General features: G+C 73.0%; 14 protein-coding genes and 1 pseudogene. 9 read left to right on the top strand and 6 right to left on the bottom strand.

Annotation, left to right across the window (positions count from 1 at the left end; all coding sequences use genetic code 11):
* The first annotated feature begins 5 nt into the window (after positions 1-5).
* Complete coding sequence (locus tag ACIQCH_RS09410; protein ID WP_402579673.1) at positions 6-590, top strand: TetR/AcrR family transcriptional regulator; 585 nt, start codon at positions 6-8, stop codon at positions 588-590.
* Positions 591-673: 83 nt separating this feature from the next.
* A complete protein-coding gene (locus tag ACIQCH_RS09405) occupies positions 674-1,654 on the top strand; it encodes a zinc-binding dehydrogenase (protein ID WP_402579671.1) in 981 nt (326 codons plus the stop codon).
* Positions 1,655-1,777: 123 nt separating this feature from the next.
* Here ACIQCH_RS09405 and ACIQCH_RS09400 read toward each other — a convergent pair whose 3' ends face one another.
* The 3 genes from ACIQCH_RS09400 to ACIQCH_RS09390 form a co-directional block, all read right to left on the bottom strand.
* Positions 1,778-2,494, bottom strand: coding sequence for a glycosyltransferase family 2 protein (locus ACIQCH_RS09400; RefSeq protein ID WP_402579669.1), 717 nt, complete (start codon positions 2,492-2,494; stop codon positions 1,778-1,780).
* A gap of 162 nt (positions 2,495-2,656) precedes the next feature.
* Positions 2,657-3,721, bottom strand: coding sequence for an NAD-dependent epimerase/dehydratase family protein (locus tag ACIQCH_RS09395; protein WP_402579667.1), 1,065 nt, complete (start codon positions 3,719-3,721; stop codon positions 2,657-2,659).
* Positions 3,722-3,849: 128 nt separating this feature from the next.
* Positions 3,850-4,260 (bottom strand): nuclear transport factor 2 family protein, encoded by a 411-nt coding sequence (locus ACIQCH_RS09390; protein ID WP_402579665.1) that lies wholly within the window; start codon positions 4,258-4,260, stop codon positions 3,850-3,852.
* 120 nt (positions 4,261-4,380) lie between these two features.
* On the opposite strand from ACIQCH_RS09390, the gene ACIQCH_RS09385 reads away from it, so the two are divergent.
* Both ACIQCH_RS09385 and ACIQCH_RS09380 read left to right on the top strand, forming a co-directional pair.
* A complete protein-coding gene (locus tag ACIQCH_RS09385; RefSeq protein WP_402579663.1) occupies positions 4,381-4,614 on the top strand; it encodes a CGNR zinc finger domain-containing protein in 234 nt (77 codons plus the stop codon).
* 14 nt (positions 4,615-4,628) lie between these two features.
* Positions 4,629-5,072: an SRPBCC family protein gene (locus ACIQCH_RS09380; RefSeq protein WP_402579661.1), complete on the top strand. Its 444-nt coding sequence runs from the start codon at positions 4,629-4,631 to the stop codon at positions 5,070-5,072.
* A gap of 195 nt (positions 5,073-5,267) precedes the next feature.
* Here the strand turns inward: ACIQCH_RS09380 and ACIQCH_RS09375 are convergent, their stop codons facing one another.
* Both ACIQCH_RS09375 and ACIQCH_RS09370 read right to left on the bottom strand, forming a co-directional pair.
* On the bottom strand, positions 5,268-5,765 hold the full coding sequence (locus tag ACIQCH_RS09375; RefSeq protein WP_402579659.1) for a hypothetical protein: 498 nt from the start codon (positions 5,763-5,765) through the stop codon (positions 5,268-5,270).
* Positions 5,762-6,937, bottom strand: a complete 1,176-nt coding sequence (locus tag ACIQCH_RS09370) for a molybdopterin-dependent oxidoreductase (RefSeq protein ID WP_402579657.1) — start codon at positions 6,935-6,937, stop codon at positions 5,762-5,764. The genes ACIQCH_RS09375 and ACIQCH_RS09370 overlap by 4 nt, the downstream gene beginning before the upstream one ends.
* A 599-nt stretch (positions 6,938-7,536) precedes the next feature.
* Here ACIQCH_RS09370 and panD point away from each other — a divergent pair.
* From panD to ACIQCH_RS09350, 4 genes are all read left to right on the top strand, one after another.
* Positions 7,537-7,962: an aspartate 1-decarboxylase gene (gene panD, locus ACIQCH_RS09365; RefSeq protein WP_402579655.1), complete on the top strand. Its 426-nt coding sequence runs from the start codon at positions 7,537-7,539 to the stop codon at positions 7,960-7,962.
* Positions 7,963-8,054: 92 nt separating this feature from the next.
* Positions 8,055-8,396 carry a GNAT family N-acetyltransferase gene (locus ACIQCH_RS09360; protein WP_402579653.1) on the top strand — a complete coding sequence of 114 codons (342 nt, stop codon included), beginning with the start codon at positions 8,055-8,057 and terminating at the stop codon, positions 8,394-8,396.
* Positions 8,393-9,133: an arylsulfatase gene (locus ACIQCH_RS09355; protein WP_402579651.1), complete on the top strand. Its 741-nt coding sequence runs from the start codon at positions 8,393-8,395 to the stop codon at positions 9,131-9,133. The genes ACIQCH_RS09360 and ACIQCH_RS09355 overlap by 4 nt, the downstream gene beginning before the upstream one ends.
* Before the next feature lie 1,193 nt (positions 9,134-10,326).
* Positions 10,327-11,538: a transglycosylase family protein gene (locus ACIQCH_RS09350; protein WP_402579649.1), complete on the top strand. Its 1,212-nt coding sequence runs from the start codon at positions 10,327-10,329 to the stop codon at positions 11,536-11,538.
* A gap of 213 nt (positions 11,539-11,751) precedes the next feature.
* Here ACIQCH_RS09350 and ACIQCH_RS09345 read toward each other — a convergent pair.
* Positions 11,752-12,513: pseudogene (locus ACIQCH_RS09345) on the bottom strand (DMT family transporter); the annotation flags it as partial.
* A gap of 274 nt (positions 12,514-12,787) precedes the next feature.
* Here ACIQCH_RS09345 and ACIQCH_RS09340 point away from each other — a divergent pair.
* Positions 12,788-14,263: an SDR family NAD(P)-dependent oxidoreductase gene (locus ACIQCH_RS09340; RefSeq protein WP_402579647.1), complete on the top strand. Its 1,476-nt coding sequence runs from the start codon at positions 12,788-12,790 to the stop codon at positions 14,261-14,263.
* The last annotated feature ends 52 nt before the right edge of the window (positions 14,264-14,315 follow it).

Genomic DNA, 14,315 nt, shown 5'->3' with positions numbered 1-14,315 from the left:
TTGTCATGCCCAGACCGCGAGAGTTCGAGCCCGATGCCGTCCTGAACGTGGCCATGCTGCGGTTCTGGGAGCGCGGGTACCGGGCCGTCTCCGTCGAGGACCTGGTCAAGGCGACCGGGGTCAAGCCCGGCAGTCTCTACAGTGCCTTCCCGGGCGGCAAGCGTGCGCTCTTCCTGAAGTCGCTCGAGCGCTACTCGCGACTGGTCGTCCCGCAGAAGCTTGGCGAACTCGAGGCCCCGACCGCCTCGTTGGCTGAGATCCGCGGCTACTTTGACGGTCTGGTGCGCGATCTGCTCAGCCCCGAGGGTCGGCAGGGCTGCCTGCTCGTCAACACGGCGATCGAGAACGCCGCCGAGGACGACGAGGCGGCGGCCGTCGTCCGCGGACATCTGGCCCGCCTGGAGCAGTGCATGACCCATGCACTGGAGAACGCCGCGCGCAGGGGGCAGGTGCGCGCCTCGCTGGACTGTTCCGGCAGCGCCAAACTGCTGGTCGCCGCCTGCCAGGGACTCATGGTCGTCGGGAAGGCCGATCCTGGTGAAGAGCTCCTGCGCGCGATCGTCGACAACGCTTTCCGCGCTCTCGCCTGACGGCGGGGCGTACGGGCCACCGTGCGCGGTGGCCTTTCTTTCGCGCCGATAGTTGAATGACTGCTCAAGAATGGAGTCAGTGCATGAAGGCCATCGTCATCTCCGCCTACGGCGGACCCGAGGTGCTCACCATCACCGAACTGCCGGAACCCGTGCCCGCCGACGGCGAAGTGCTGGTCCGGGTCAAGGCGTTCGGCCTCAACCACGCCGAGGCGTACATGCGCGGCGGTGCCTGGGGGAAGGTCGCCGCCGTCCCCGGGATCGAGTGCGCCGGGGTGGTGGAGGCCGACCCTTCCGGCCAACTCGCCTCCGGAACACGGGTCGTGGCGATTCTCGGCGGCATGGGGCGGACCCGCAACGGAAGCTACGCGGAGCTGGTGACCGTACCGGCGACCAACGTGGTGGCCGTCCGCTCCCCGCTGGACTGGGCCGATCTCGCGGCGGTCCCCGAGGTGTACGCGACGGCGTGGAGCGGCCTGTTCGGCAATCTGGACCTGCGGCCCGGCGAGACCGTCCTGGTGAGGGGAGCGACCTCCTCGCTCGGCCAGGCCGCCGTCAACCTGGCGGTGGACCACGGCGCGACCGTCCTCGCCACGACGCGGGACCCGCTGCGGGCGCCCTTGTTGAAGGAGCTCGGGGCCTCCGATGTGCTCATCGACGACGGCGCGCTCGCCACACAGGTCGCGGAGCGGGAGATCGGCGTCGACGCGGTGTTCGACGTCGTCGGCAACAGCGTCCTGCGTGACTCGCTGGCCCTGGTCCGGCCGCGCGGGCGCGTCTGCCAGCTCGGCTTCCTGGGCGGATTCGAGCCCGTACGCGATTTCGACCCGATCGCCGACCTCCCCAGCGGAGTCCGGCTCAGCTTCTTCGGCAGCGCCTTCGTCCTGGGTACCCCCGCGTTCCCGCTCGGCGATGTGCCGTTGGATGAGATGTACAACAAGGTCGAGGCCGGTGTCCTGCGGGCGCGTCCCGCCCGGGTCTTCCGGTTCGACGAGATCGTCGAAGCCCACCGGGCCATGGAGGCCGGAGCAGCCCTCGGGAAGATGGTTGTGACCGTCGACTGAGACGCCAGGTCTTTCGTCACCCCACCTGCGGGGGCTGCGACTCCGGGTGGGATCCGCGCTGCTGCGGATCCCACCCGGTGGTTCGCCGCGTGGCAGGGGCCTCGGCGAAGACGAGGAGGGTGTTCAAGCGGAGGCCCCCTCGGCCGGTGCGGGTCGGGCCCTCGGCGGCTCGGCGAGCACCCTGCGCATGTCCCGTACCGCGTGCCAGGTGCCCCGCCAGGTACCGGTGACCTTGGACTTCCCGGATCTGGGCAGGTACGGGATGTCCGTCTCGGCCACCTTCCAGCCCGCGTCGGCGGCCCGTACGACCATCTGGAGCGGGTATCCGCTGCGCCGGTCGCTCAGGTCCAGGTCAAGGAGTGCCTCGCGGCGGGCGACCCTCATCGGTCCGAGGTCGTGGAGCCGCAGGCCGGTGCGGCGGCGCACCATGCGGGCCAGGGCGATGTTCCCGGCCCGGGCGTGCGCGGGCCAGGCGCCGCGGCCCTGCGGGCGGCGCCGGCCGAGCAGGAGGTCCGCCTCACCGGCCGCGACCCGCTCGGCCATCGGGGCGAGCAGGCCGGGGTCCATGGAGGCGTCGCAGTCGCAGAAGCAGACCAGCTCGGCGCGTGCGGCGAGCAGCCCGGCGTGGCAGGCGGCGCCGAAGCCACGCCGGGTCTCGTGCACGACGGTGGCGCCGAGGGAGCGGGCGATGTCGGCCGAGCCGTCGGTGGAGCCGTTGTCGACGACGATGGCCCGCCACCCGGCCGGCACCCGCGCCAGGACCCGGGGGAGGGCTTCCGCCTCGTCGAGGCACGGGAGTACGAGGTCCGCGCGGGGCGGACGGCAAGCAGAAGGAGTCACCCTCCACACCGTAGGAACCGAAGGGCGAGGAAGGCCGCCCGAAGACCTTACGAAACGCGGACACCGCGTCGCAGGGCGGCAGGCCCGGGTCCACGCGGCACCGCACGGTGTCACTCTGGGAGGTGTGGAATCCGGCAAAGACGCGCGAGGTCTGGGGCTGGCTCAGCCCGTCACACCGGCCGACTCGCGCTGGCCGGCCCGTGCGAACTCGGCCATGCCGTCGGCGAAGCCGACCGCCGGACGCCAGCCCAGCTCCTTGCGCAGCCGGGCGGAGTCGGCGGTGATGTGCCGTACGTCGCCGAGGCGGAACTCGCCCGTCACCACCGGGGCGGGTCCGCCGTGCGCCGTGGCCAGGGCGGCAGCCATCTCGCCGACCGTGTGGGGCTCCCCGCTGCCCGTGTTGTACACGGCGAGTGCGCCCGCCCGCCGGGCACCGACCGCCTCCAGCGCCACCGCATTGGCCGCGGCCACGTCCGTGACGTGGACGAAGTCCCTCCGCTGCGCGCCGTCCTCGTAGACCCGGGGTGCCTCGCCCCGGGCGAGCGAGGAGCGGAAGAAGGAGGCCACCCCGGCGTACGGGGTGTCGCGCGGCATGCCGGGCCCGTACACGTTGTGGTAGCGCAACGACACCGCACGACCCTCCACGCAGCGGGCCCAGCTCGCCGCGAGGTGCTCCTGGGCCAGCTTCGTCGTCGCGTACACGTTCCGGGGATCGGTCGGGGCGTCCTCGCCGACCAGGCCCGGCGCGAGGTCGGCTCCGCAGTCGGGGCAGCGGGGTTCGAACCGGCCCGCCGTCAGGTCCTCGGTCCGGCGTGGCCCGGGGCGTACCGTTCCGTGCCGTTCGCACGTGTACCGGCCCTCGCCGTAGACCACCATCGATCCGGCGAGCACGAGTTCCCCCACCCCGGCGGCCGCCATCTCCGCGAGCAGCACCGCCGTTCCGAGGTCGTTGCAGCCTGCGTACTCCGGGGCGTCGGCGAAGTCCTTGCCGAGGCCGACCATGGCCGCTTGGTGGCACACCGCGTCGATTCCGCGGAGCGCGGCTCTGACCGCGTCGGCGTCGCGTACGTCGGCGCGCACGAACTCGGCGTCGGGCAGCGGCGGCGTGCAGGGGTGGGCGGCGGGCAGCAAGGCGTCGAGGACGACGGGATCGTGTCCCCGGTCCTTCAGGGCGGAGACGATGCGGGAGCCGATGAACCCGGCTCCTCCGGTGACGAGTACGCGCATGCCGAGGACGCTACGCAGTGCGGAGCGTGCGGAGGGTCTCCCACGCGTGCACGTAAGACTTCCGTCATACGGGAGCGTTGGGAGCGGCGGCGGCCGGGGCTGACGGCCGTTGACTCGCGCGCGGGACTTCAGTGGTGACCGAGGTGGTCGTGGTCCTTCCAGACGCCGTCGCCCGGCATGTCGAGGCGGGCGGTGAGCGGTCGCCGCCACGGGGGAGTAGAGGTGGGTTCGCCCCAGTAGTCGGTGACCCGTACGGCCCGGCCGTCGCGGAGCTCGGCGATGGTGACGTTGCGGTAGAGGCGGCCGTCGCCGTAGTCGCAGGTCCATTCCACGACGATGACGTCATCGTCGAGGCGCAGCCGTCGTCCCACTCCGAGCGTGAGCTCCGGGAAATTCCCCTCGACCTCACCGATGAGCGTGCTGCCGCGGACGACCTCGCCCATCTGGGGCCACTGCCGCTCGACCTCCGGGGCGAGCGGCACTCCGAGGACGTAGGCGAGGCGGGTGCGGCCGTTCGATTCCGGTGTCGGCTCGTTCATGGCCGTCGGTCCTCCCTGTGCGCTGGGCGGCGGACCGGATGCGGCGTGTGTCGCGGTGCGCCGGAGCCACCAGGAGACCACCCCAGGACCGCGGTGCCGGACAGGCGCACGGTGTGCCCCGTGGCGAAATCGGCGGACAGCAGGGCCGCGGCACTGTCGACGGCCGGATTGCCGAGGCTGCTCACCGGCGACATGCGGCCGCAGCTGCGTGCCTGCCTGGCACCGGGCTGCGTGTTCTCCTACGTGAAGCAGCACCCCCGCCGCGCATGGTGTTCGGCCGGCCGCGGCGACCGCGCCCGCGTCGCGCGGCACTACCAGCGCCACCTGGTCGCCAAGACCGACCCCGAGTCCTGAGCGGAGGCTCTCCGATGAAGGTCGACGTGCTGACCGAGGCCGTGATCGCCGCCCCGTGCGACAGGGTCGCCGCCTACGCCGCAGACCCCACGCACGCTCCCGAGTGGTACGCGAACATCACTGCCGCCGAATGGCGGACCCCGCCGCCGCCGGCGGTCGGCTCCAAGGTCGCCTTCGTCGCCCGCTTCCTCGGCAGGCGGCTGGCCTACACGTACGAGGTCACCGCGTACGAGCCCGGGCGCCGACTGGTGATGCGCACGGACGAAGGCCCCTTCCCCATGGAGACCACCTACACCTGGGAGCCGTACGGGGAAGCCTCGGACCGCACCCGCATGACCCTCCGCAACCGCGGCGAGCCCAGCGGATTCGCCTCACTCGGCGCCACCGTGATGGCAGCGGCCATGCGCCGGGCCCAGGTCAAGGACCTGGCTGCACTGAAGGAGCTGCTGGAGCAGTGAGTACGGATCCCACTTGGGCGGCAGCATGTCCGCGAACGCCACTGCCGTCGTGATCCAGTGGTCCAGCACGGCATCCTCCGCCGGGGCCGGGCCGCTCACCGTCACCCAGCCGCGCATCGGGGCCGCGTCCCTCCGTCGTCACGCCGTGGCGGCCGGGTGGACCGAGAGCGAACGGTGGACCAGCGGGCGAGGGCGTCACTTCGTCGCGCTGCGCGCCTGCCGCTGAGCCCGGCTCCAGCGCCAGGTCCGTACGATCAGGACCACCGTCGATGCCGCGAAGAGCGCCGCTGTGATGAGCAGCCAGCGTCCGAGGAACCCGTCCGCCGGAAGGGCGGTCGCGGCCGTGTAGTGCTCGACCCGGCGAAGGACCAGCGGCCACCAGACGAGCAGCAGAACTCCGGAGACGAACGCGGGTACGCGGACGTGGTTCACGCTCACCCGTGGCACGGGCGGTGTGGGGCGAGGTCCCCGGGTGAACACGGCCTGCGCCGCCCGGTCGGTCGCCGAGTACAGGGGCAGCAGGACCAGGTCGTGGAGGAGGGCCGCTCCGACGAACCACACGGCCACTCCGAGCGTGTCCCCCTCGAACAGGCGCAGACCCGCGTAGAGGGCGAGGGCGAAGGAGGCCAGCACGAGGAGCAGGTGCAGCGAGGAGGCGCCGTAGCGGCGCCGGAACGCGGTCCGGGCGCTCATGCGGACTCTCCGAAGGTCAGGCGGGTGACCCACTTGGTGTTGTGGACCCCCGGAGCCCCCGCGACGATGGCCCGCGCCGGGTAGCCGTGGTCGGCGGAGAGAGTCGCCCCGTTGACGCGCACGGCCAGCAACGAGCGGCTGTCACGGACCTGGTGGTCGCTGAGCACGGCCGACCTGAACGAGCCGCCACGCTGCACCGACTCGACGAGGACCTCGGGCGTGTTCACCCCGAGCCCGACGAGTGCGGCCAGATCGGTGAGCAGGACCCCGCCCCACCGCTGGTCCGGGGTCGACCAGCCCTCCACGCAGGCGATGGGCAGGGCCGACTCGTGCTGGGGCATGGCCAGGAGCTGCTCGTACGTCAGATCGATCTGACGCCCCGGGCCGCGTACCGTCAGCCGCCAGGCGGGACCGACGTCGCTGGGCCGGATACCGACCGAGGCGGCCGTCTTGTTGATCTGGAACCCGTTCGGGCCCGAACCCGGGTCCCGGCCGTGCGGGGCCAACAGCGCCGTGTTCCGCCACCATCCGCCGATGCTCTGCCCGGCCGTGACCACGAGCAGCGTGACCGACCCGAGTCCCACCATGGCGAGGGCGCCCCGGCGGGAGATGGTCGGCGCGGCGGGGCGCGGCGAGACCAGCCCGACGGCTTCCCCGGTACCCGCCGCAGGCTCCCCGAGCCGTGGCCGCACGGCCCGCAAGGCCCTGGGGAGTCGAAAGGTCACGTGGACGACGAAGGCGCCGATGAACACCCAGGCTCCGTAGAAGTGCAAGGTGTAGAAGGAGCCGGGGAAGATGTAATGGAGCTGGACGTTGAGGATTCCGGTGACGAACTCGAAGCCGACGCCGCCGACCAGCAGGAGCAGGGACAGCCGCTCCAGAGCGTGGCCGATCGAGCGGATCGGCGGCCACTCGAACAGCTTCGGGATGACCGACCACAGCTTCGCCAGCAGGACGGGCACGAGGACGACGCCCAACGTCACGTGGACGCCCTGGGTGAGCCGGTAGAGCCAGTACGGAGACGTCGGCCACGAGAACAGGTAGAAGCCGAGCCATCCCTTGTTCGGCGTCTGGTCGTTGACCGCCGCGAGATCAGGGTTGTACGCCGCATACGACAGCAGACCCGTCACGAAGAGCACCGTGATCCCGAACAACAGGACCAGCCCGAACACCGCGGTCAGCCACGGACCGCGCAGCGGACTCCGCCAGAACTCCGGACGGGCCGGCCCTGGGGGCGGGCCCGCCCCCAGGGCCGCGCTCCCCGCCTCTCGCAGCCGCGTCAGCGGGCCGGACCGGACCCTCGGTGGGGCCGGCTTCCGGGCGCCCGCGGCCCGACCGGGCGGAGGCCCGGCTGCAGGAGGGGCGCCGGCCTTCTCCGACTCCTTGCCCGTAGGCGGTGGCACGTCGTCCGGCTGGCCCTGCCCGATGCCGCTCGCGCCCATCGGGCACCCCCATCGACCGCCGATTCCCGCTGTTTCTTCGCATTTCGCCAGCTAGAAGAAGATGCCGCACCGGTGCCGCACCGGCTCCGGCGACACGCCAAGCGGGGGAATCCCTGCTGAGCTCTCCCATGCCGAGGCCCACGTCGGGGATCTTGGCGGCGTTGCCGATGGAGCCCGGCATGACGTGGCCGTAGATCTTGAACGTGAGGTCGTACTACGTCTTGGCGTCCGGTCAGCATCCGTCCCCTCGCATACGCCTCCCGGTGTAGAGTGCGGGACGCCCTTGACCTGCAGAAAGCAGGCAGGGAGCCGTCTCGTAGGAGTCCGAAATGCTGCGCACCATGTTCAAGTCCAAGATCCACCGGGCTACCGTCACGCAGGCCGATCTGCACTACGTCGGGTCCGTGACCGTCGACGCCGAGCTCATGGAGGCGGCGGACCTGCTGCCCGGCGAGCTCGTGCACATCGTCGACGTCACCAACGGGGCACGCCTGGAGACGTACGTCATCGAGGGCGAGCGCGGCTCGGGCGTGATCGGCATCAACGGCGCCGCCGCACACCTGGTGCACCCTGGGGACCTCGTCATCCTGATCAGCTACGCCCAGGTCGACGACGCCGAGGCGCGTGCGCTCGTACCGAGCGTGGTGCACGTGGACGCGGACAACCGGATCGTCGCACTCGGCGCCGACATGTCCGCGCCGGTTCCGGGTACGGATCAGCAGCGCGGCCCGCACGCGGTCGCCGCGGCCCGCTGACACCGGCGCCGCCCCCTCACGGGAGGGGTGGGCGCAGGGCGCCGGCCCGGGGCCGTGCGTCGGACATCGAGTGGTCGAGGGAGAGCGTCGCGGTGACGGTCGACATCAGGGACGAGCGGGCCGCCGGGTTGCTGGAGGCCCGGGACGGCGGGCAGGTCGTGGGCCGCATCGCCTACTTCGTGCTGGCGGGCGGGGTACCGGCGCTGGTCGCCGTGCACACCGTGGTCGAGCCCGGCCAGGAGGGCCGTGGCATCGGCGGCGACCTGGTCCGGGCGTTCTACGGGATCGCGGCGGGGGAGGGCGTGCCGGTGGTGCCGCTGTGCCCGTACGCCGCCGCGTGGGCCGCCCGGCACCCCGACGAGGCCCCCGAACCTCCGGCCGAGCTCGTGGCCGCGGCGCAGAAGCAGCTCGCGGAGGACCCCTCCCAGTGGTGACGCTGGCCCTGCTGCACACCTCGCCGGTGCACGTCCCGGTCTTCGACGCCCTGCGGGACCGGGACCACACGGGCCTGGAACTGCACCACGTGGTGGCGCCGGAGCTGCTGGACCGCGCCCGGGCACACGGGCCGGAGGCCGTCGCCACACAGGTCGGGCACCTGCTGGCGGAGGCGGTGGCCGGAGGCGCCCGGGCGGTCCTGTGCACCTGCTCGACCATCGGCGCCGTGGCCGAGTCGCACGCGGCGGCAGCAGGCGTGCCCGTGCTGCGGGTGGACCGCCCCATGGCCGCGGAAGCGGCGCGCCTGGGCGGGCGCGTGGTGGTCCTGGGTGCGCTGGAGAGCACCCTGGGCCCGACCGCCGCCCTGCTCGAAGAGGAGTCCGCCGCCCGGCCCGGCCCGGCCGAGGCGCCGTTCAGCGTGGAGACCCGGCTGGTGCCGGGAGCCTGGGAACGGTTCGAGGCCGGCGACCCGGCCGGCTACGTCGCGCTGGTGGCACGCGCGGTGGAGGCGCTGACGGCTACCGACCGGACGGACGGCACCGACCCGGCCCACCGTACCGGCGTCGATCGCACGACCGGCCCCCGGGCCGGGACCGGAGCGGACGTCATCGTGCTCGCCCAGGCTTCGATGGCTCCGGCCGCCGCCGTGGCCGTGACCGACGTCCCGGTACTCGCCAGCCCGGTATGGGGCCTGGCCGCCGCGGCTCGGGCAGCAACGGTTACCGGTACGGCCTGACGCCGATCGGGGTCCAGGCCGGCCGCCACCTGCCGCCGCGCTCGCGGGCCACCCCTGCGGCCGTGCCGTCCAAGCCCACGACGAGGACGGCAGCAACCGCCCCCACCCGCGGCGGACGGGTCAGGCGACCTGGGAAACCACCCGTAGCAGGACGCACCAGAGCCGGCCGTAACAGGACGTACCAGGGCCGGCCGGCGAACCGGATCAGCCGAGCGGACCGGGCTGCGGGACCGGCGAGGGCCCCGGGGGTGGCGGGATCGGGTCCGGTTCCGGGATCGGCCCGGGCGTCGGCGGTGGGGGCATCGGCGGCGGCTGCGGCGTGGGCATCGGGTCCGGCACCGGTGCGGGCTCGGGATCGGGGGGACGGGTCTCGTCCCCGGCGGCCGGTGCGCGGTGAGTGACTCGCATGCCTTCACTGTCCCCCTCCGCGGGTCGCGGCGCCCACCGGAGGCCCCCGACCGGTCCGCCGATCCCTGGCAGGGCCAGGCGGGTCCCGTGGTGTGTGGGGGAGGCGCTTGACGGGGCATGGCAGGCTGGTCCGGAGGCGGGCCCGGGCCTGGGGTGGCCGAAGGCCAGGGCCGAAGGCCCCGAAGCCCCAGGGGTGGGCCTGCCGCAGGGCCCGCAGGCCATGCCCCGTCAAGCGCCGAGGGGACCCACACACCACGGGACCCGCCCCCGAAGCGAGCCCACCCGACTACCGGGCCACCCTCGCAAGGCCGCCCCAATCACCCCACCCCACCACGGCCGCCCACGCACCAGCCCCCGCGTCGGCGTCCCCCACACCGCCCCCCACTCGGCGTCCCCACACACCGAACCCCCGCGTCCGCGTCCGCGACCGCGCCCCGAACCTCCCCCCAACGTCTTCGCGCCATTTCCAGCGCTCCCGGAGCAACGCCTCCCCCACACAGAACGACCGCGAGCGCCCCCACGGCGCTACTCCGGTCTGACGTCTTTCAAGCCAACTACCGTACAACACAGCCTACTTGGGCATGCACCCCGGCGCGTCTCGGTGCGCCGCCCGTGCGACGCCATGTCAAGTGCCCCCAGCACGTATCCCCGAGCGCACACCCACGAACCGACGGAATATCAACTTCCTTACGGAGAGGCGCTCTTGCGCCCCTGTGAGCCCCCTTGTCACGCTCCGGCCGCCGCCGTTAGGTTGAGCGGCTCCTGATGTCTTCAAGGGGGGACCCATGGCCGCACGCGGCCGGCACCGCCGGTACCAGCCGAGCAGCATCAACCGAGCCTCGCTGACGGTCACGGCGGGCGGCGCCGGAATCGTGCTGCCGCTCGTCGCGGGAACCGCCGCCGACGCCGCGACCGTCGACACGTGGAACAAGGTCGCCGCCTGCGAGTCCAGTGGCAACTGGCACGTCAACACCGGCAACGGCTACTTCGGCGGCCTGCAGTTCACCAGCAGCACCTGGCGCGAGTACGGCGGCACCGTCTACGCCCGGCGCGCCGACCTCGCCACCAAGGGCCAGCAGATCGCCATCGCCGAGAAGGTCCTCGAGGGCCAGGGCCCCGGTGCCTGGCCCGTCTGCGGCCCCGAGGCCGGACTGCACCGCGGCGGGCCCGCCCCCGACACCGACCCGGGCGGCGGTCAACGGACCCGGACCCACCGCACCCAGCCCGTACAGGAGACCAAGGCCCGCCCCGCCGCCCCGGACCGCGGCGCGCAGCGGACCGCTGCCGGACACGCCGTGGCCGGGCCGGGTTCCCCGTACACCGTCGCCCCCGGCGACTCGCTCTCCGCGATCGCCCAGGACCACCGGGTCGCCGGCGGCTGGCAGGCGCTCTACGCCACCAACCAGCGCGTGATCGGGGACGACCCGAACCTGATCTACCCCGGCCAGCGCCTCTCGCTCCGCGTCACCGACCGGCCGCGCCACACGGCGCCGCGGCCGGACGCCAAGCCCCCACGGGTCGCGAAGCCCGCCCCGGCCAGGCCCGGCGGGACCAAGCCGGCCGCCACGAAGCCGGCGCACCGCACGCACGCCGGCGGGTTCGTGCTCCCCGTGAGCGCCTCCATCGGCACCCAGTACCGGACCTCGGGATCGCACTGGGCCAGCGGCTACCACACGGGCGTGGACTTCCTCGTGCCCACCGGGACCTCCGTCAAGGCGGTCGGCTCAGGCACCGTGGTCTCGGCCGGCTGGGCCGGGGCCTACGGGTACGAGATCGTGATCCGCCACGCCGACGGCCGGTACTCGCAGTACGCGCATCTGTCGGCGCTGTCCGTACGGGCGGGGCAGTCCGTCAACGCCGGGCAGCGGATAGGGCGCTCCGGGACCACTGGCAACAGCACCGGGCCGCACCTGCACTTCGAGATCCGCACGGGCTCCGGCTACGGCACCGACATCGACCCGCTCGCGTACCTGCGCGGTCACGGCGTCTCGGTCTGACGGCTCCGGGGTCGCCCGCACGGCGACCCCGGCCCCCGCTCGGCCGTCCGCGCCGGCCATCGCCCGGCCGCCTGCCACGCCACCCACCGGCCGACCCGCCGAACCGGTCACCACTCGGCCCTCTGAGATCGACGAGCGCGCCGCCACGTCGGAGGCGTGCCGCTCGGACATCAACAGCACCAGCCCCACCGCGGTCAGCAGCCCGAACACCACCGCCACCAGGCCGCCCGCCGCCCCGTGCCGGAACGACTCGCCGAAGAAGGTGAGCCCGACGGTCGCCGCGACCACCGGGTTCACCACGGTGACCGCCGCCAGCGGGGCGGTCAGCCCCGCGCCGCGGTAGGAGGCCTGCGACAGCAGCAGCCCGGTGCAGGCCAGCACGCCGATGACGAGCATGCCGGGATACTGCGCGAGCGGCGCGTCGACCGTCCACGCCACGGCGACGGACTTGGTGAACACCGACGCGATGCCGAACGCGGTACCCGCGGCGGCCGCCAGCAGGACGCTGCGCCCGACGGGCCGGTGCACCCACCGCGCCAGCGCGAAGAGCAGCACCACCGCGCCCGCCGTCACCGGCACCAGCACGGCCTGCTCACCCGTCGACAGGGGTTCCGAGTGCGCCTCGCCCGTCAGCGCCAGCAGCCCGGCGAGCCCGGCCGTCGCCAGCAGCGCGCCGCGCCAGGCGGTGCGGCCGGCCCGGCGGCCCACGAAGAGGGCGGCGAGCGGCAGGGCGAACACGATGGTGAGCGCGCCCATCGGCTGGACCAGGCTCAGCGGCCCGTACGCCAGCGCCGCCACGTGCAGCACCGCGCCCAGCCCGTTCAGTGCGACCGCGAACCACCAGCCCGCGTGCCGCAGGGGTGCGTAGGTACGGTCCGGAGTGCTCACCGCGACCCGTTCCTGGACGATCGCCCCGCTCGCGTAGGCGAGGGCCGAGACCAGGGAGAGGAGGACCGCCAGCGCCAGTGCGCTCATCGGGGGCTCCGCGGGGAGACGTCCATGTTCTCCACAATGCCGCCCCCCACTCGAGTATTCCTCCTGCCTGAGCAGGGTCCCGGTCGTACTCCGGTCGCGGTACGGGCGTAGCGAGCACACGCACCGCACGGCGGGACCACACGCACGCCCCGCGAGCACACGGAGCGCACCGCCCCGGTAGCGGAAGGTGAGCGGGTTTGGAGGGCGGGCCGGGCGCTCCGTAAAGTCTTCCCTTTGGGACGTGACCACGTGCGACAGAGGAACGGCAGCGGCCATGACGGTGACTGAAGACAACCAGGTGTACGGCCCGGGCATCGATCCCGAGCGCCTGGCCGTCTGCCTGAGCGTGCTCGAAGAGCTCGACGAGATCGACGTCGACCACCCCGACGCGATCACCGTGCGCCGCGCCACCGCCGGCATCTACCGCACGGTCAAGCAGCGCCGCCGCCAGGAGCGCCGCGCCTCCAAGACGGCGAACGACAAGGCCGTGACCGAGGCCACCGCCACCGGCTCCGCCGAGCGCATCGACGACGAGACCGAGGGCCTCCTGCCGACCTCCGTCACGGAGGCCGGCCGGATCGCCGGCATACTCCAGCGCCCGCGCTCCTGCTACGTCTGCAAGACGCGGTACGTCGAGGTCGACTACTTCTACCACCAGCTCTGCTCGCCGTGCGCGGCCCACAACCGCGCCAAGCGCGAGGCCAGCGCCGACCTCACCGGCAAGCGCGCGCTGCTCACCGGCGGCCGGGCGAAGATCGGCATGTACATCGCGCTGCGGCTGCTGCGCGACGGCGCCCACACCACGATCACCACCCGCTTCCCGAAGGACGCCATCCGCCGCTTCAAGGCGATGGAGGACTCGGCGGACTGGATGCACCGCCTGGAGGTCGTCGGCATCGACCTCCGCGACCCGGCGCAGGCCGTCGCGCTCGCCGACCAGGTCGCCGAGGCCGGTCCGCTGGACATCCTCATCAACAACGCGACGCAGACCGTGCGCCGCCTGCCCACCGCGTACGCCGCGCTGGTCGAGGGGGAGAACGCCCCGCTGCCCGCCGGTGAGCTCCCGGCCCACCACGTCATCGGCGCCTTCAACTCCGGCGCGGTCGACGGCCTGGCGGCGCTGCCCCTCGGCGCGAGCGGGCTGGACGCCCAGAAGGTCGCCGACCTCGCCCTGGTGGCGGGCAACGCCAGCATCGAGCGGCACCTCGCGGGTACCGCCATCGACGCCGGCGGCCTGCTGCCGGACGTCGTCGAGACGAACACCTGGGTGCAGACCATCGACCAGATCACCCCGGTGGAACTGCTCGAGACCCAGCTGTGCAACTACACCTCGCCGTTCATCCTGATCAGCGCGCTCCGGCCGGCGATGGCCGAAGCCGCGCGGCGGGCGGCCAGCGGGCGTGCGTACGTCGTCAACGTCTCGGCCATGGAGGGCGTGTTCAGCCGCGGCTACAAGGGCGCGGGGCACCCGAACACCAACGCCGCCAAGGCCGCGATGAACATGGTGACGCGGACCAGCGGCCACGAGATGTTCCAGACCGACAAGATCCTCATGACCTCGGTCGACACGGGGTGGATCACCGACGAGCGTCCGCACTACGACAAGCTGCGCCTGGCCGAGGCCGGCTTCCACGCCCCCCTCGACCTCGTCGACGGCGCGGCCCGCGTCTACGACCCCGTCGTCCGCGGCGAGGCCGGCGAGGACCTGTACGGGGTCTTCCTCAAGGACTACGCGCCCGCCAACTGGTAACCGGGCCCGGACCAGAGCCCCGAGCCGAACCCCGACCAGAACCCGAACGCCG

Origin of the sequence: Streptomyces sp. NPDC093225 (genome assembly GCF_044753805.1) — a bacterium.
Taxonomy (GTDB): domain Bacteria; phylum Actinomycetota; class Actinomycetes; order Streptomycetales; family Streptomycetaceae; genus Streptomyces.
This window is presented reverse-complemented; position numbering and strand designations above follow the sequence as displayed.

Bases quoted from the DNA above. Each gene is read 5' to 3' on its own strand.
- ACIQCH_RS09410 (WP_402579673.1), top strand. From the start codon at position 6: ATGCCCAGACCGCGAGAGTTCGAGCCCGATGCCGTCCTGAACGTGGCC.
- ACIQCH_RS09405 (WP_402579671.1), top strand. From the start codon at position 674: ATGAAGGCCATCGTCATCTCCGCCTACGGCGGACCCGAGGTGCTCACC.
- ACIQCH_RS09395 (WP_402579667.1), bottom strand. From the start codon at position 3,721: ATGCGCGTACTCGTCACCGGAGGAGCCGGGTTCATCGGCTCCCGCATC.
- ACIQCH_RS09390 (WP_402579665.1), bottom strand. From the start codon at position 4,260: ATGAACGAGCCGACACCGGAATCGAACGGCCGCACCCGCCTCGCCTAC.
- ACIQCH_RS09380 (WP_402579661.1), top strand. From the start codon at position 4,629: ATGAAGGTCGACGTGCTGACCGAGGCCGTGATCGCCGCCCCGTGCGAC.
- ACIQCH_RS09375 (WP_402579659.1), bottom strand. From the start codon at position 5,765: ATGAGCGCCCGGACCGCGTTCCGGCGCCGCTACGGCGCCTCCTCGCTG.
- panD (WP_402579655.1), top strand. From the start codon at position 7,537: ATGCTGCGCACCATGTTCAAGTCCAAGATCCACCGGGCTACCGTCACG.
- ACIQCH_RS09350 (WP_402579649.1), top strand. From the start codon at position 10,327: ATGGCCGCACGCGGCCGGCACCGCCGGTACCAGCCGAGCAGCATCAAC.
- ACIQCH_RS09340 (WP_402579647.1), top strand. From the start codon at position 12,788: ATGACGGTGACTGAAGACAACCAGGTGTACGGCCCGGGCATCGATCCC.